General features: G+C 68.1%; 19 protein-coding genes. 8 read left to right on the plus strand and 11 right to left on the minus strand.

Features of this window, described 5'->3' with window-relative positions; genetic code table 11:
* Nucleotides 1–24 precede the first annotated feature (24 nt).
* Genes ACNQVK_RS32295 through ACNQVK_RS32305 form a run of 3 tightly spaced genes read right to left on the minus strand, consistent with a single transcriptional unit; the run spans nucleotide 25 to nucleotide 3,090 of the window.
* Nucleotides 25–525: a YbjN domain-containing protein gene (locus tag ACNQVK_RS32295; protein ID WP_418032761.1), complete on the minus strand. Its 501-nt coding sequence runs from the start codon at nucleotides 523–525 to the stop codon at nucleotides 25–27.
* A gap of 2 nt (nucleotides 526–527) precedes the next feature.
* The gene (gene mshA / locus ACNQVK_RS32300) at nucleotides 528–1,829 is read right to left on the minus strand and encodes a D-inositol-3-phosphate glycosyltransferase (RefSeq protein WP_418032762.1); all 1,302 of its coding nucleotides are present in this window, start codon (nucleotides 1,827–1,829) and stop codon (nucleotides 528–530) included.
* Nucleotides 1,830–1,839: 10 nt separating this feature from the next.
* The gene (locus tag ACNQVK_RS32305) at nucleotides 1,840–3,090 is read right to left on the minus strand and encodes an ROK family protein (RefSeq protein WP_418034469.1); all 1,251 of its coding nucleotides are present in this window, start codon (nucleotides 3,088–3,090) and stop codon (nucleotides 1,840–1,842) included.
* A gap of 262 nt (nucleotides 3,091–3,352) precedes the next feature.
* On the opposite strand from ACNQVK_RS32305, the gene ACNQVK_RS32310 reads away from it, so the two are divergent.
* Nucleotides 3,353–4,099 carry an SDR family oxidoreductase gene (locus ACNQVK_RS32310; RefSeq protein ID WP_418032763.1) on the plus strand — a complete coding sequence of 249 codons (747 nt, stop codon included), beginning with the start codon at nucleotides 3,353–3,355 and terminating at the stop codon, nucleotides 4,097–4,099.
* A gap of 86 nt (nucleotides 4,100–4,185) precedes the next feature.
* Here the strand turns inward: ACNQVK_RS32310 and ACNQVK_RS32315 are convergent, their stop codons facing one another.
* Together ACNQVK_RS32315 and ACNQVK_RS32320 are read right to left on the minus strand one after the other, a co-directional pair.
* Nucleotides 4,186–5,514, minus strand: a complete 1,329-nt coding sequence (locus ACNQVK_RS32315; RefSeq protein ID WP_418032764.1) for a L,D-transpeptidase — start codon at nucleotides 5,512–5,514, stop codon at nucleotides 4,186–4,188.
* 6 nt (nucleotides 5,515–5,520) lie between these two features.
* Nucleotides 5,521–6,615 (minus strand): UDP-N-acetylmuramate dehydrogenase, encoded by a 1,095-nt coding sequence (locus ACNQVK_RS32320; protein ID WP_418032765.1) that lies wholly within the window; start codon nucleotides 6,613–6,615, stop codon nucleotides 5,521–5,523.
* 26 nt (nucleotides 6,616–6,641) lie between these two features.
* Here ACNQVK_RS32320 and ACNQVK_RS32325 point away from each other — a divergent pair, with 26 nt between their 5' ends.
* From ACNQVK_RS32325 to ACNQVK_RS32345, 5 genes are read left to right on the plus strand one after another with little or no spacing between them, the layout of a single operon-like run.
* Nucleotides 6,642–7,148, plus strand: coding sequence for a DUF2505 domain-containing protein (locus ACNQVK_RS32325; protein WP_418032766.1), 507 nt, complete (start codon nucleotides 6,642–6,644; stop codon nucleotides 7,146–7,148).
* 23 nt (nucleotides 7,149–7,171) lie between these two features.
* On the plus strand, nucleotides 7,172–7,684 hold the full coding sequence (locus ACNQVK_RS32330; RefSeq protein ID WP_418032767.1) for a DUF2505 domain-containing protein: 513 nt from the start codon (nucleotides 7,172–7,174) through the stop codon (nucleotides 7,682–7,684).
* Nucleotides 7,659–8,465 carry a class I SAM-dependent methyltransferase gene (locus ACNQVK_RS32335; protein WP_418034471.1) on the plus strand — a complete coding sequence of 269 codons (807 nt, stop codon included), beginning with the start codon at nucleotides 7,659–7,661 and terminating at the stop codon, nucleotides 8,463–8,465. The genes ACNQVK_RS32330 and ACNQVK_RS32335 overlap by 26 nt, the downstream gene beginning before the upstream one ends.
* A 5-nt stretch (nucleotides 8,466–8,470) precedes the next feature.
* Nucleotides 8,471–9,286: a carbon-nitrogen hydrolase family protein gene (locus tag ACNQVK_RS32340; RefSeq protein ID WP_418032768.1), complete on the plus strand. Its 816-nt coding sequence runs from the start codon at nucleotides 8,471–8,473 to the stop codon at nucleotides 9,284–9,286.
* A complete protein-coding gene (locus ACNQVK_RS32345; protein ID WP_418032769.1) occupies nucleotides 9,283–10,173 on the plus strand; it encodes an LmeA family phospholipid-binding protein in 891 nt (296 codons plus the stop codon). The genes ACNQVK_RS32340 and ACNQVK_RS32345 overlap by 4 nt, the downstream gene beginning before the upstream one ends.
* Before the next feature lie 15 nt (nucleotides 10,174–10,188).
* On the opposite strand, the gene deoC is transcribed toward ACNQVK_RS32345, so the two are convergent.
* From deoC to ACNQVK_RS32375, 6 genes are all read right to left on the minus strand, one after another.
* Nucleotides 10,189–10,869 (minus strand): deoxyribose-phosphate aldolase, encoded by a 681-nt coding sequence (deoC, locus tag ACNQVK_RS32350; RefSeq protein WP_418032770.1) that lies wholly within the window; start codon nucleotides 10,867–10,869, stop codon nucleotides 10,189–10,191.
* The gene (locus tag ACNQVK_RS32355) at nucleotides 10,869–11,285 is read right to left on the minus strand and encodes a DUF2599 domain-containing protein (RefSeq protein ID WP_418032771.1); all 417 of its coding nucleotides are present in this window, start codon (nucleotides 11,283–11,285) and stop codon (nucleotides 10,869–10,871) included. The genes deoC and ACNQVK_RS32355 overlap by 1 nt, the downstream gene beginning before the upstream one ends.
* 4 nt (nucleotides 11,286–11,289) lie before the next feature.
* Nucleotides 11,290–11,574, minus strand: coding sequence for a DUF2516 family protein (locus ACNQVK_RS32360; RefSeq protein ID WP_418032772.1), 285 nt, complete (start codon nucleotides 11,572–11,574; stop codon nucleotides 11,290–11,292).
* Nucleotides 11,575–11,655: 81 nt separating this feature from the next.
* Entirely contained in the window at nucleotides 11,656–12,309 is a 654-nt protein-coding gene (locus ACNQVK_RS32365) for a heparin-binding hemagglutinin (protein WP_418032773.1), read from the minus strand.
* Nucleotides 12,310–12,370: 61 nt separating this feature from the next.
* Nucleotides 12,371–12,766: a helix-turn-helix domain-containing protein gene (locus ACNQVK_RS32370; protein ID WP_044515636.1), complete on the minus strand. Its 396-nt coding sequence runs from the start codon at nucleotides 12,764–12,766 to the stop codon at nucleotides 12,371–12,373.
* A 90-nt stretch (nucleotides 12,767–12,856) separates the two neighbouring features.
* On the minus strand, nucleotides 12,857–14,185 hold the full coding sequence (locus tag ACNQVK_RS32375; RefSeq protein WP_418032774.1) for a DUF445 domain-containing protein: 1,329 nt from the start codon (nucleotides 14,183–14,185) through the stop codon (nucleotides 12,857–12,859).
* 106 nt (nucleotides 14,186–14,291) lie between these two features.
* Between ACNQVK_RS32375 and ACNQVK_RS32380 the strand changes: the two genes are divergently transcribed.
* Both ACNQVK_RS32380 and ACNQVK_RS32385 read left to right on the plus strand, forming a co-directional pair.
* Nucleotides 14,292–14,996: a TetR/AcrR family transcriptional regulator gene (locus ACNQVK_RS32380; RefSeq protein ID WP_044515633.1), complete on the plus strand. Its 705-nt coding sequence runs from the start codon at nucleotides 14,292–14,294 to the stop codon at nucleotides 14,994–14,996.
* 4 nt (nucleotides 14,997–15,000) lie between these two features.
* Nucleotides 15,001–15,867 (plus strand): polyphosphate kinase 2 family protein, encoded by an 867-nt coding sequence (locus ACNQVK_RS32385; RefSeq protein WP_418032775.1) that lies wholly within the window; start codon nucleotides 15,001–15,003, stop codon nucleotides 15,865–15,867.
* Nucleotides 15,868–15,968: the final 101 nt, after the last annotated feature.

Here is a 15,968-nt window from a genome sequence, read left to right on the forward strand (position 1 = left end):
GAACAACGATCTTCTCACGACCGCTCAGTCGTCGATGAGGTGCTCAAACGCTTCGAGGTTCTTCAGCGACTCACCGCGTGAAATCCGCCACTCCCACTCCTTCTGGATGGATGAGCGGAAGCCCAGCTCCAGCAAGGTGTTGAAATCGGAGTCCACAGCCTCGAGCACCTGACCGAGCACGCGGTCGATCTCATCGGCGGTGACCGAGTGCAGGGCCATCCGGCCGACGAGATAGATGTCGCCGACGTTGTCGAGGGTGTAGGCGACCCCGTAGAGCCTGCGGTTGCGCTTGAGCAGGAACCGGTAGACGCCTTCGAAGTTCTCGTCGGGCTTGCGGCACACGAACGCCTCGACCCGTACCGAGTGCTCGCCGATGCTCAGGATGGTGTTGGTCTTGAGCTTCCGTTCCCCGGGCAGCTCGACGACGACGCCGGGCAACCCGCCGTGAGCGCCCTCGTGCCGGTGGTAGACCAGCTCGTGCTCGTCGAGGGTGGCGGTGATGATCTGTTCGGCGCTGGTGCCCATGGTTACGTCCGCACCCCCCGACGCAGCGCGAACCGCCGCCCGGGACGGCGGCCGGGCCTGCGGTGCCGGGACCGGTAGTCGCTCATCGCATGGGCGTAGCTGTTCAGCAGGGCATCGACGGTATGGCCCCAGGAGAACTGCGCGGCGTGGGCTGCGGCGGCCACGCTCAGCGGACCCGGATCGCGCTGCAGCACGCCGTCGATCGCGGCGGCCCAGTCGTCGACGTCGTGGCCTTCGACGAGGGCTCCGCTGACACCGTCGGCCACCGCGACCGGCAGGCCGCCGACGGCGGCTGCCACCACCGGGGTACCGCAGGCCTGGGCCTCGATGGCGACCAGGCCGAAGGATTCGGAGTAACTGGGCACGGCGACCAGATCGGCGGCGCGGTACACGTTGACCAGCTCTTCACGGGACTGCGGGGGTAGGAACGTCACGCGATCGGTGATACCCAGCTCGTCGGCCAGCCTAATCAGGGTGTCGGGCTCGGCCAGGCCGCTGCCGGAGGGTCCGCCGGCGACCAGCACCCGGACCCCGGGCAGTTTCGCGGCGGCGCGCAACAGCACATCGGGCGCCTTGAGCGGCTGGATCCGGCCCACGAACGCGACCACCTGCTCGTCGGGCGCGATCCCCAGGATCGCCCGGGCGGCGTCGCGATCCCCCGGGGTGAAGGCATCCAGGTCGACCCCCGGGTGCACCACATCGATCCGTCCCGGATCGGCATGATGAAGTGAAACCAGTTGCTGTGCTTCATGTTCGGTGTTGACGATGAGACGGTCCGCCTCGTCGACCACCTGCTGCTCCCCCACCGCACGCAACGGCGGCTCGGGTGAATCACCGGCGGCCAGTGCGGCGTTCTTCACCGCGGCCAGGGTGTGCGCGGTGTGCACCAGCGGCACAGCCCAGCGGTCCCGGGCCAGCCAGCCGACCTGGCCCGACAGCCAGTAGTGAGAGTGAACGACGTCGTAATAGCCGGGCTCGTGGGTCGCCTCGGCGCGCAACACCCCCGCGGTGAACGCACACAGCTGGGTGGGCAGGTCGTACTTGTCCAGGCCCTCGAACGGCCCGGCCACCACGTTGCGCACGAGCACGCCCGGCGCCACCGGCACCACAGGGGCATCCGACGACGAGGTCGCCCTGGTGAAGACCTCCACCTCGACACCGCGACGGGCCAGCTGCAACGCCGTCTGCAGCACGTAGACGTTCATCCCGCCGGCGTCACCGGTACCCGGCTGCGCCAGCGGCGATGTATGTACGGATAACACCGCAACGCGGCGGGGAATCTCGAGGTCCGTGGCTAGACGCACACAGACATGTCTACACCGCGGCGGATCGGCGGGTTTGAGCGCGCCGCATCGCGCCGATCGGATCGGCGTACAGGCCGCCCAGCGAAACGATGCCCGCACTGGCCTCCTGCACCCGGTTTCCGAAGGCCGTCAGCCGGATATCGCGGGGCCCCAGCACCGAACGCCGCGTGACGGCGTCCTCCACGACGGACATGCCCTCGGGGTATTCGGTGAAGGCCTGGCCGCCGAGCACCAGATCGTCGGGGTTGAGCAGATCGCGCAGGAGCGCGACGGCCTCGCCGAGCACCCGGGCCCGGTCGGCCAGCAACTCGACCGCCTTCTCGTTGCCCTGCCGGGCCGCGCGCAGCACCGCCGACAGGGTCGAGGACGGGCCTTCGGCCGGGACGATCCGCAGCTTGCGGGCCGCGTTGAGCACCGCCTCGTCGCTCACGGTGGACTCCAATTGCCCAGAGCCACCGAGTAATTCCGACTGCGCGGGCAGGCCGGCGATGGTGCCGGGCCCGCTGGCCGGTGAGTGCACACGGCCGTCGATGGACAGCGCATAGCCGACGGTCTCGCGGGCGTACACGTAGAGGCTGGTGCGGGCCGGGGCGCCGACGGTTTCGGGCGAGGAACGCCGTCCACCCAGCAGCAGCTCGGCACCGGCCATCGCGTCCACGTGCGAGGCCACCGACACCGGCAGTGCCAGGGCTTCGGCCAGCACCGGGCCCACCGGCGCGTCGGCCCAACCGAGCCGGGGGTGATCGAGATATCCGGTGGCACTGTCGACGACGCCACCGGCGGCGATACCGACCCACAGCGGGCGGCGGCGGTGCCAGCGGCTCAGGTAACGACGGGCGCTGGAGGCCAGCGTGGCCAGCGCGGCGGACTGCGATCCCGACGGGGTCGGTGTCTCGACCACGTCCAGAGTGCGGCCGAACAGGTCGGTGGCCACGATGCTGGTGGTACGCGCGCCGATGTGGATGCCCAGCGTGAGGTAGGGCTCGTGGTTGACCTCGACGGGAACACGGGGCCGACCGATGGCTCCCGAAACCGCGAGATCGGCACGCTCACGCAGGATTCCGGCTTCGAGCAGCGCGGTGACCTGACGGTTGACGGTCGCGATGCTCAGCTGGGTGAGCTGCGCGATGGCGTCCCGGGCGATGGGGCCGCGGGTGCGGACCGCGCTGAACACCGAGGCCGCGGCGGCGTCGGGCACCTTCAGCGACGGGGCGACGATGTGCAGGAGCCGCGACTGCGGATAGCGCGAGGCGGCGGCCAGCGACCGGGCAGGCCGCGCGGGGCTGCCCGACGCGGAGGCGGTGCGGCGGGGGGCGGCAATGGCTGTGGTCACGTGAATTGTCCTTACTGATTGTCGGCTGGTGGGGGGAGACCACACCTGGCGACTCAGCAGGACGGGAAAACGGTGTCCGGGTTCAGTCAGGCGCGGCGGGGTGCGCAACAACAACACGCACGCCGCACGAAGCGGGACTGGAGCTTTCCGGACACACGAAGAACTTAGCACGCCATCTAATGTTGGTCAGGTGACGACATCAGAGTCAGGAAAAAGGGTGGCAGTGGTTACCGGCGCCAGCGCCGGGATCGGTGCCGCGACCGCCAAATCCCTTGCCGCCCAGGGTTTTCACGTCGTCTGCGCGGCCCGCCGGAAAGACCGGATCGAGGCACTGGCCGAGCAGATCGGCGGCACCGCGATTGTGGCGGACGTCACTGACCAGGCCGCGGTGGACGCCATGGCCGCCCAGCTGGACCGGGTGGACGTGCTGGTGAACAACGCCGGTGGGGCCCGTGGGCTGGAACCCGTCCTGGACGCTGACCTGGACCATTGGCGGTGGATGTGGGAGACCAACGTGCTGGGCACCCTCCGGGTCTCCCGGGCGCTGCTTCCCAAACTCATCGCCTCCGGCGACGGCCTGATCGTCACGGTCACCTCGATCGCGGCGTTCGAGACATACGACGGCGGCTCGGGTTACACCGCGGCCAAACATGCCCAGGGTGCGCTGCACCGCACACTGCGCGGTGAGCTGCTCGGAAAACCGGTGCGGCTCAGCGAGATTGCGCCGGGTGCGGTGGAGACCGATTTCTCGCTGGTGCGCTTCGACGGCGATCAGGAACGCGCCGACAACGTGTACCGGGGCATCACCCCGCTGGTCGCCGAAGATGTCGCCGAGGTGATCGGGTTCGTCGCGTCGCGGCCCTCACACGTCAACCTCGACCAGATCGTGATCCGGCCGCGCGACCAGGCGCCGCACGGTCGGTTCAACCGGAAATAGGTTCAACCGGAAATAGCCGCCAGATCAACGCAGTGGTCGTTCCGCCATAGAGCAGACGACCATTGCGTTGATCTCAGCGCAGGGCCCTAGCCCCCGGGCGTGGGCTTGGGCGGCGTGGTGGTCGTCGGCGTGCCGGACAACGTTGGCGCGTCCGTCGGCGTCGCCGGAGCCGTGGCAGGCAGGTTCGCCGGCGAATCCTCCGTGGACAGCGCCGACATGGACTTCCACTCGCTCCAGTCCACCGCCCAGTCCCAGAGGTCGCCGTCGGCGTAGGACAGCTCGATGCGGGTGCCGGTCACCTCGACCGGGTCGCCGTACATCGCGCTGTTGAAGTACTGCTGCGAGTTCTCCAGGTTCAGGTTGATGCAGCCGTTGGTGACGTTCGTGTTGCCCTGCGAACCGATGCTGTTGGGGTTGCAGTGGATGAACTCGCCGTTGTTGGAGATCCGCACCGCGAAGCGTTCGTGCACGTTGGAGTACCCGGCGGCCGGGTTGGTCATCCAGAAGTCCTCGTACTTCTCCGTGACCACGTGGACGCCGCTGCGGGTGACGTTGCGGTCCAGGTCGCCTTCGCCGTAGCTGCACGGGAAGTCCATGATCACCGCGCCGGAACCGTCGAGCACCTGGATGCGGTGGCTGGACGCCTCGGCCTTCACCACCTGGCGCCGCCCGATCTCGAAGTCGAGCGTCGAATCGGTCGCGCCGTAGGCGCCGTCGCCGAAGCTGACCCCGTACAGCGGCGCCTTGACGCTGACCTTCGTGCCGGCCGGGTAGTACTCCCGGGTCCGCCAGTGCACACGTGAGCCGCCGGCTTCGTCGGGCAGCCAGGCCCAGCTGCCCTCGACAGCGGGCGTGGTGGTGACCTGGAGGGCCTTTTCGATGGCCCCGCGGTACTTGTCGTCGATCGCGGCGTCGAACTGCAGGATGATCGGCGCGGCCACGCCGACGACCTGGCCGTCGGCGAGCTGGAACTGACCGTTGACCTGTTTCTGCGGGGCGACGGTGGTGAACTTGCCCTGCACGGGTGCGGCCTTGCCGTCCTTGCCCACCACGGAGCCGCCCCACGTGTAGGTGGATTCGTAGCCGAGGGGTTCGGTGACAGTGAACGCCGTGCGGTCGCTGTTGAATTTGCCGGCGACCACCTTGCCGTTGGCATTGGTCAGGCTCACGCGCTGGAACGAGCCGTTCTCGACCTTCACGCCGACCGGCGCGGTCGGCAGCACATCCTCGGAATCGGCGGCAGGCTCGTAGGTCACCGTCGGCGCCGCCGGCTCCTCTGCCTGAGGCGAGGAGATGGGAGATTCTCCCGAGCACGCGGCCAGCAACCCGGCTCCCACTCCGACGGTCAACACCGTCAGGGCACGTCGCCGATTGAACAACGGCGCATCGGCCTCTATATCACCGGCAGGGCTCACGTGGATCTAGGGTACTGATAGTTCGCACCCAAACAGAATCGGCTCGGGCTGCAGAGTGATCCCGAAGCGGTCCCGAACACCCGCCTGCACCGCTCTGGCCAGGGCAATCACATCGGCAGTGTTCGCCTCGCCACGATTGGTCAAAGCCAGCGCATGTTTGGTGGAAAGCCGTGCGGGGGCCCCGTCACCGGGGTATCCCTTCCCGAAGCCGGCGTGCTCGACGAGCCAGCCCGCGGCCAGCTTGACCCCGTCGGGCGCGGGGTAGTGCGGCACCCGTCCGGCCTCCGCCGATCCGGTGTCGGCCTGGAACGTGGCCTGCACCCGCTCGAACTCGGCCTGTGACACCACCGGGTTGGTGAAGAACGACCCGACACTCCACGTGTCGTGGTCGTGTTCGTCGAGCACCATGCCTTTGCCCGTACGCAACTGCAGCACGGTCTGGCGAACCCGCATCGGGTCGGCGCGCTCCCCCGGCTCGACACCCAGCGCATTGGCCAGTTCGCGGTAGCGCAGCGGTGCGCTTCTGCCCGCCTGGTCGAGCGCGAACTCCACCTCCAGCACGATGACGGCATCGGAGTGTTTGAGGATGCTGGTGCGGTACCCGAACTTGAGTTCTTCCGGTGCGGCCCAACGGACTTCGCCGGTGTGCCGGTCGATGAGCCGCACCCGGCTGATGGTGTCGGCGACCTCCGCCCCGTAGGCGCCCACGTTCTGCACCGGGGTGGCCCCCGCCGATCCCGGTATGCCGGACAGGCATTCGAGCCCGCCCAGGCCGTGCTGCAGTGCGGCGACCACGACGTCGTCGAACACGGCGCCGGCCTCGGCACGCAGCAGGTTGCCCTCGACCGTGATGGCGGTGTTGGCCACGCGCACCACGGTGAGGTCGGGCATGGTGTCGGCCAGGTCGTCGGCCAGCACCACGTTCGATCCGCCGGCCAGCACCAGGATCGGGTCGGCCACCGCGCGCAGCACATCGATGAGCTGATCGGTGCTGGTGCAGGTCAGCACCCGGTTCGCCACAGGTCCGACCCGCAGCGTCGTCAGCGGGGCCAGCGCGACCGCCTCGGCGACCGCGACACCGGCAACATACGAACTGACCACGGGCCGTAACGGTAGCCTGACCAGCTATGCCGCGATCATTCGACATGGCCACCGACTACGAAGCCAGCGTCGAACAGGTCCACCGGGCATTCGCCGACGAACGGTATTGGCTGGCCCGGCTGGCCGATTCGGGAGCCGACGAAACCAAGCTGGACGCCCTGACCGTGACCGGCGACGGCGGTATCGAGGCGGTCACCACGCAGATCCTGCACGCGGACCGGTTGCCCGGACTGGTGTCCCAGTTTCACCGCGGGGACCTGAGGATCCGACGCGAGGAGCACTGGCAGCCGATCCGGGAAGGCTCGTCCCATGGCACGGTCCAGGGCTCCGTCGCCGGGGCGCCGGTGTCCCTGTCCGGAACCGCGACGCTCGCCACGACAGCCGGCGGATCCCGCTTGTCGGTGCACATCTCGGTCGAGGTGAGGGTGCCGCTGGTCGGCGGCAAGATCGAGAGTTTCATCGGCTCGCAGCTGACCGACCTGTTGAAAGCCGAGCAGCGCTTCACCTCGGTGTGGATCGCCGATCGCGGCTGAGCCCGGCGGTACCGTCGTTAGCCATGAGCCGAAGCCAGCAGTCCACGATGGCGTTCGACGCACCCGCCGAAACGGTCTACGCCACGTACGCCAGCGGCGAGTACTGGCAGGCCCTGATGGACCGGTACGACGAGCTGACGCCGGGCAAGTCCGACATCACCGAATTCAGCTCCAGCGAGCGCGGGATCGAGGTCGAGTTCCGGCAGGTGCTGCCACGCGCGGAGCTGCCCCCGATCCTGCGGCCGGTGATCCCGCTCGACATGGCCATCACCCGCAGGCATTTCTTCGGCCCGTTCGACCAGAACGGCGTGAACGGCCACTACGCGGCGTCGGTTTCCCACGCCCCGGGCCGCCTCGATGGCAGCTATGTACTGACCAAGGCCGCGACCGGCAGCCGGCTGCACGTCGACAGCACGTGCAAGGTGTCGGTGCCCCTGCTCGGCGGCAAGCTCGAAGACATGGTCCTGCAGTCCGTCAAAGACGTGTTCACCATCGAGGGGGCGTTCACCGCTGACTGGATCTCCGAGCACGTCTAGACCCGTCGGGGCCGTCACCAGAGGCACCACCGGTTACAACCGGCTGCGCCGCAGCGACCGCTGGCTGGTGCACTCGCCGCGGGTACGCACCGCCTTGCGGGCCGCCGCCGATCCGCTGGTGGTCGACCTCGGGTACGGCGCGCTGCCCGTCACCACCCTGGAACTTGCCTCGAGGCTGCGGGCCGTGCGCACCGACGTCCGTGTCGTCGGCCTGGAGATCCATCCCGAACGGGTCGCCACCGCGCGCGCCGTGGCCGGCGCCACCGACGTGCAGTTCGCGCTCGGTGGGTTCGAGCTGGCCGGCCTGCGCCCGGTGCTGGTGCGGGCGTTCAACGTGTTGCGCCAGTACCCGGTCGAGGCGGTGCCGGAGGCCTGGGCCACCATGTCGCGCCGGCTTGCGCCCGGTGGGCTGATCGTGGACGGAACCTGCGACGAGCTGGGCCGCAGATGCTGCTGGGCGCTGCTGGACGAGGGTGGGCCGGTGAGCCTGACGCTGGCGTGTGACCCGTTCAGCATCGAGCGTCCCTCGGATCTGGCCGAACGGCTGCCCAAGGTGCTGATCCACCACAACATCGAAGGCCAGCCGATCCACGCGTTGCTCGGCGCTGCCGACCGGGCCTGGGCCAGCGCGGCCGGGCACGGCGTGTTCGGGCCGCGGGTGCGCTGGCGGGCAATGGTGGAGCTGCTGCGCGCGGAGGGGTATCCGGTCGCGGCGCCGCGCCGGCGGATGCGGGACGGGGTGCTGACCGTGCCCTGGGCTGCCGTGGCGCCACTAAGCTGAACCGCATGCGAATTGCCCTGGCGCAGATCGCCACCGGCGCGGACCCCTCGGCGAATCTGACACTGGTCGACGAGTTCACCCGGCGCGCCGCCGATGACGGCGCGCGGTTGGTGTTGTTTCCCGAGGCCACGATGTGCCGGTTCGGCGTGCCGCTGGCCCCGGTCGCCGAGGACCTGGACGGGCCGTGGGCGACGGGGGTGCGCGAGATCGCCGCACGGGCCGGGGTGGTCGTGGTGGCCGGGATGTTCGTCCCCAGCGACGACGGTCGGGTCACCAACACCCTGATCGCGACGGGCCCCGGCGTCGACGCGCACTACCACAAGATCCACCTCTACGACGCCTTCGGATTCACCGAATCACGAACTGTGGCACCGGGTTTCGATCCAGTGACGATCACGGTCGACGGAGTCACCGTAGGCCTGACCACCTGTTACGACGTCCGGTTTCCTGAGCTGTACGTGGAGCTGGCCCGTCGCGGCGCCCAGCTGATCACCGTGCATGCCTCGTGGGGATCGGGGCCCGGCAAGCTCGAGCAGTGGACCCTGCTGGCCCGGGCCCGCGCGCTGGACACGACCGGTTTCATCGCCGCGGTGGACCAGGCCTACCCGGGCGACGAGATCGCCAAGGTCGGGCCGACGGGTGTCGGCGGCAGCCTGGTGACCTCCCCCACCGGCGAGGTTCTCGCCGCGGCCGGCGCCGCCCCGCAGTTGCTGGTCTTCGACGTCGACCTCGATGCCGCCAACCAGGTCCGGGACACCATCGCGGTGCTGCAGAACCGCTCACAGTTCGCTCAGTTCGGTAAGGCACAATCGCTGGGGTGACCGATCCCTGGGCTCGCCCAACCGACCAGTCCCCGCCGGCGCCTACCCAGGCGCTGCCTCCGCAACCGCCGGCGGATCAGCCGGGCCAGGTCGACGGACAGGCACCTGCCGCTCCCCAGCCGCAGGACCCCTCGGCGATGGCGAAGGTCAAGAAGCTGTTCTCGGATCCGCTCTCGGTGGTGCTGGTCTTCGTGATCGTGGTGGCCCTGATCGCCGCCGGGGTGCTGGGCGGCGAGTTGTACGCCCGCAACCGTGCCGACAAGATCGTCGCTTCGGTCGTGGAATGCACCGTGCAGGACGGGGCGAAGGCCTCGTTCGATCCGCTGCCGCCGTTCCTGCTGCAGCACGTGACCGGGCACTACACCAACATCAACATCGAGACCGCAGGCAACCAGATCCGCGATGCCAAGGGCATGAAGGTGAAGCTGGACATCAGGGATGTGCGGATCCAGGAGACCGCTGACGCCAGCGGCACCGTGGGCTCGTTGGTCGCCGACATCTCGTGGAGCACCGACGGCATCCGTCAGACCGTGGCCGACCTGGTGCAGCTGCCGTTCATCGGCTCGGCCATCTCGGACGTGAGGACCAACCCGTCCAACGGGACCATCGAGCTCAAGGGCCTGCTCGGCACCATCACCGCCAAGCCCACGGTGGTCAACAAGGGCATCTCGCTGCAGATCGTCGACCTGAGCGCGATCGGCCTGTCCTGGCCGCGGGAGACCCTGCAGCCGATCCTGGACAAGTTCACCGCCCAGCTCACCGAGAACTACCCGATGGGGATCCACGCGGACAGCGTGCAGGTCACCGACAAGGGGGTGGAGGCGAAGTTCTCCACCACGAACGCGTCGATGCCCAGGGCCGAAGAGGACCCCTGCTTCAAGCTCTGAGTTTTCCGTGCCGGCCTAACCGGTGAGGCCGTCGAGCACCGCCCGGGTGCCCGACAGGCCGAGCCGGGTGGCCCCGGCGTCGAGCATCGCCACGGCCGCCTCGGCGGTGCGGATGCCGCCGCTGGCCTTGACCCCGACGCCGTCTCCCACCGCGCGGGCCATCAGTTCTACGGCCCGGGTGGAGGCACCGCCGCTGGGATGAAAGCCGGTGGAGGTCTTGACGAAGTCGGCCCCGGCGCTGACGGCGGCCCGGCAGACGTCCTGCAACAACTCCTCGCCGGCGAGTTCCAGCAGCGCCGCGGATTCGACGATCACCTTGAGCGTGGCGCTGGGTACGGCGGCACGCACCGCGGCGATCTCGGCCGCGGTCGCGCCCAGATCCTTGGTCAGCGCGGTTCCGACGTCGATCACCATGTCGATCTCGCCGGCACCTGCCGCCACGGCCAGTTGCGATTCGCGGGCCTTGATCTCGGCCACGTGCTTGCCCGACGGGAAGCCGGACACCGCGGCCACCGCCAGGTGGGGCGGAGCCGCCGCGGCCGCGGCGGCCACCAGCGACGGCGACACGCATACCGAGAACACGCCGAGGTCGACGGCCTCGGCCACCAGCTTCTCGACGTCGGCCACGGTGGCCTCTGGCTTGAGCAGGGTGTGGTCGACCAGCGCCGCCACCTGTGCGCGCGGGTAGCCGCCCATCAGAACGGTTCCTCGCTGCCGCCGGGATTACATCCGCTGGCCAGCATCACCTCAGGGGCGACCTCGGGCCGCCACGGCTCCAGATTCCAGCTGGTCTTGCCGGGCTCGGCGAGTTCGGCGAACGTCCAGTGGCACAGGAACTGCTCGCGCATCCCGGGCAGGTCGGCGTCCGGGGACAGGCTCAGCACCTCGGCCCAGGCCTGATCGGCCTGGGCTGCGCTGCCGGGCTGGTGGGTCAATGCGCGGGCCGCATCGGTGGGATACACGCGCAGGCTCGACAGGTCGCCCCATTTGGCCCATTCGACGTGGTCGACGTACACGTGGTCGCCGGGATCAGCGGCCGCGTCGGGAGCCCAGATCAGTACCGCGCCCAGCGCGATACCCGCCGCGCCTAGCGCGGCCAGTGGTGAGCGCATCGGGTCAGCGTGACTTTCCCTGGATTTCGAGCAGTTTCGGCCGCACGTCGACGAGGTAGATCCCGGCGGCGCAGGCGCAGATGGCGGCGCCGAAGGCATCGCGCAGCAGCAGGGCCAGCAGCAGGCTCACCCCGAGGATCGCCAGCCATACCGGCTTCGTGAGCTTGCCGGTGGCCGTATAGGCATCCGGGCGCTGCACGGCGGCGTGCACGAACGCGTAGACGCCCACGCAGAAGACGACGACGACCAGTACAAAGACAATGACGCCCGCAAGGTTGGCAAGTTGCACCTCACCAGCCTATGCGGGCGTCATCACTGACGTCGACCGACGGGGCTCAGGTCCCCGTAGACAACACGGTCGACACCGGTACTACTTCTGGGTGACCTTCTTGGCCGGGGCGGCCGTGGTCTTCTTGGCAGCCGGAGCAGCCTTCTTGGCCGGGGCAGCCGGAGCGGCCTTCTTGGCAGCCGGAGCAGCCTTCTTGGCCGGGGCAGCAGTCTTCGCGGCGGCGGTCTCGGTGGCCTTCTCGACCTTCTTGGGCAGCTCCACGCCGACCAGCTTGGCGGCGCGCTCGCCGACCGCGCGGGTCTGCGAGGCCACGGTGCCCAGCGCATCCTGGGTCAGCTCGGTGACCTGATCGGTGTAGCCCTCGACCCGGCTGGCGGCTTCCTCGATGGCCGGCTGGTTGCGCAGGCGCTCCAGCGCCGCCTCGCCGCGCTCGACGAGCTTGTTGTAGGTGGCGGTGGCCTGATCGGCGTAGCCCTCGGCGGCCTTGCGCAGCTCGTCAGAGGAGAGCTTGTCGCGCAGCTCGTCGAACTGGGCCGGCAGGTCTTCCTGCAGCTTGGTCAGACGGGCGCGGCCTTCCTCGACGCGAGCCTCGGCGTCGGTACGCGCACCCTCGGCACGCTCACGCAGGCTGGCGACGATCTCGTTGACCGTGGCCAAGGCCAGGTCAGCGGCACCGACGGCGGCAAGCAGCGGGGCCTTGAGGTCTTCGATGGTGGGCTGAGTCTTCTCGGTCATGCGAATTCCTTTCTCAGGATGGGCTTTTCGTGCGAATGGTTATCGGGCAGCTGGTGAGGTGTCAGTCAGTGGTCGGCTCCTCACCGGCTTCGGCTTCGTTCTGCTGCCGAAACGATGTGTAGATATCGAGCAGCACCTGCTTCTGCCGCTCGGTGATCCCCACGTCGTTGACGATGGCGTCGCGGACCTCGCTGGGCTCGCTGGGCTCCAAGATCCCGGCGCGCACATAGAGGACTTCCGCTGACACCCGAAGCGCCTTCGCGATCTGGTTGAGCACGTCGGCGGAGGGTTTCCGCAATCCCCGTTCGATCTGGCTCAGATAGGGATTGCTGACGCCGGCCTTCTCGGCCAACTGCCGCACCGATACCTGCGCCGCCTCACGCTGGGCCCGGATGAAACTTCCGATGTCCTGCGCAGCGTTGGAGACGACAGCCGCGAGATTTTCGTCTTGCGCCATGTCCTTCCCCCTCGTAGGCCGTGTATCCGTTAACGACAAAATTCACGCTACGACGGGGTGCTAACTTTTGCAAGCACTAGTTAGCGCAGGTCAGAAGAGTAGTTGGGCTATCGAATAGATGATCAGACCGGCCAACGAGCCCACCACGGTGCCGTTGATCCGGATGAACTGCAGGTCACGGCCCACATGGAGCTCGATCCGGCGGCTCGCCTCGTCCGCATCCCAGCGCTCGATGGTCTCGGTGATGATTGCTGTGATCTCGGTCCCATACTCGGCGACCAGGTGTTTTGCCCCCCGAATGATCCAGCTGTCGACCTTGTCGCGTAGCTCGGAGTCGTCACGCAACGACTCACCGATGCGCATCACCGAGTCGGCGATCCGGGTCCGCAGGGCCGAGGACGGGTCGTCCACCGACTCAAGGATGATCCGCTTGGCCGCCGCCCACGCGGTCTCGGCCGCCCGGGCCACCTCGTCGCGGCCCATGAGCTGCTCCTTGACGTTCTCCGCTCGCTGAATCGTCGCCTCGTCGTTCTGCAAGTCGTCGGCGAACTCGAACAGGAACCTCGTGGCCGACCGCCGCAACTCGTGGTCAGGGTTGCGGCGCACCTTGTCGGTGAAGTCCATCAACTCGCGGTGGATCCGCTCCCCCACCAGGTGGTCCACCCACCGCGGCGACCAGGTCGGCGAATCGCGCTCGATGACACGCTCGATGACCTCGCCGGAGTTCAGCGACCACTGGAACGCGCGGTCACACAGCAGCTGGATCAGCGCTTCCTGACGGCCCTCCTGCAGCAGCGTCGACAGCACCCGGCCGATCGGCGGGCCCCACTTCGGTTCCGCGATGCGCTTGACGATCATCCGGTCCAGCACGTGCTGAACGTCCTCGTCGCGCAGCATCTCCACGCCGACCCGCAGCACGGTCGACGCCTCGGCGGCCACCCGCTCGGCGTGCGAACGGTCGGACAGCCACTTACCGAACCGGCCCGCCACCTGGGCATCGTGCAGCTTGTTCGCGATCACCTCGGGAGACATGAAGTTCTCCCGGACGAACGTGCCCAGACCCTCCCCCAGCTGGTCCTTCTTGCGTTTGATGATCGCCGTGTGCGGGATGGGCACCCCGAGCGGGTGCTTGAACAGGGCGGTCACCGCGAACCAGTCGGCGAGCGCGCCGACCATGCCGGCCTCGGCGGCAGCCCGCACGTAGCCGACCCAACCGGCGGCGCCCCGCGATTGCGCCCAGGTGCACAACAGGAAGATCACCGTGGCGCCGACCAGGAAGCCCAGCGCGACCAGCTTCATCCTCCGCAAACCCCGCAGGCGCTCGGCGTCGGCAGCGCTGTCCGCACCGGCCAGCGTCTCGGCAAAACTTGGCCGCGGGCCCGCAAGCGGGCGGGCTCCGGCGTCGGTTCGATGTGCCACCTTTCCATCTTGCGCTATCGCCGCGACTGACGGTCTGACCCACGGACCGGTATCCGCAGATTCGCCGTAGTATCAAGTGGAACTAGGGAATGGGACTACTGCGACTGTGGCACAGCAGACTCCGCCGGTGACGGTGAAGACCGATGGACGCAAGCGGCGTTGGCACCAGCACAAGGTGGAGCGGCGCAATGAGTTGGTCGACGGCACCCTCGAAGCGATCCGACGCCAGGGCAGCAACGTCAGCATGGACGAGATCGCCGCCGAGATCGGCGTGTCCAAGACTGTGCTGTACCGCTACTTCGTCGACAAGAACGACCTCACCACCGCAGTGATGATGCGGTTCGCCCAGACCACCCTGATCCCCAATATGGCTGCGGCACTGTCCTCGAACCTCGACGGTTTCGCCCTCACCCGCGAGATCATCAAGGTGTACGTGGAAACGGTTGCGGCTGAACCGGAGATCTATCCGTTCGTGATGGCGAACAACTCGGCGAGCAAGAGCAAAGCCGTCGCCGATTCCGAGCAGATCATCGCCCGCATGCTGGCCGTGATGCTGCGCCGCCGGATGGCCCAGGTCGGCATGGACACCCGGGGCGCGGAAGCGTGGGCGTTTCACACTGTCGGCGGCGTCCAGCTGGCCACCCACTCCTGGATGTCGAATCCGAGGATGACCGCCGACGAACTGATCGACTACCTGACCATGCTCTCCTGGAACGCGCTCTGCGGCATTGTCGAAGTGGGTGGCTCGCTGGAAAAGTTCAACTCACTGCCGCACCCGTCACCGGTTTTGCCGCCACAACTGCTTGACTGAGCGGGTGAGCGACAGAGATCTGCCTGCCCTGTGGACCCACGAACCACATGACCAGCTGGCTTTCCGCCCGGGCGACGAGGTCGCGCGAATCGACACCAACAGCACGCCGGGATTCCGCGGGAACAAGAGCGATGCGCCCACCCTGCAGACCGAACGGAATCTGCGGCTCGCCTCGCTCCAGGAAATGCTCTACGCCCGCAGCAAGAGTGGCGACGACAACCGCTCGGTGCTGCTGATCCTGCAGGGCATGGACACCGCGGGCAAGGGCGGGATCGTCAAACATGTTGTGGGAGCGGCAAACCCACAGGGAATCCGGTATACCAGCTTCGGCAAGCCGACCGAGGAGGAGCGGGCCCACCACTACCTGTGGCGGATCCGCAACGCGCTGCCGCCGGCCGGACACATCGGGGTGTTCGATCGCTCGCACTACGAGGACGTTCTCATCGTCCGCGTGCACAACCTGGTGCCGCCGGACGTCTGGGGCGCGCGCTACGACGAGATCAACGCGTTCGAACGCGAATTGGTCGATGCCGGCACCACGCTGGTGAAGGTCGCCATGTTCGTCTCGCTGGCCGAGCAGAAGGCGCGCCTGGCCGAACGGCTGGAGCGGCCCGACAAGTACTGGAAGTACAACCCGGCCGACATCGACGAGCGGCTGCTGTGGCCCAAGTACCAAGAGGCCTACCAGGCCATGCTGGAGAAGACGTCGACCGATTACGCGCCGTGGCACATCGTGCCGTGCGACAAGAAGTGGTACAGCCGCCTCGCCATCACCGAGCTGCTCATCGAGGCGCTCAAGGGCCTCAACATGTCGTGGCCACCGCCGGACTTCGACGTCGAGGCGGAGAAGAAGCGGCTGGCTTCCGTCTGAGCCCTCCCCGTATTGCGCCGACACTACGGTTTGTGACGGATTTCGCCGCGATCCCGTCATAACCCGTAGTCTCGGCGGGCGCGGGAACCAGATGCGTGCGC

The organism is Mycobacterium sp. 134, assembly GCF_048282715.1.
Lineage (GTDB): Bacteria > Actinomycetota > Actinomycetes > Mycobacteriales > Mycobacteriaceae > Mycobacterium > Mycobacterium septicum.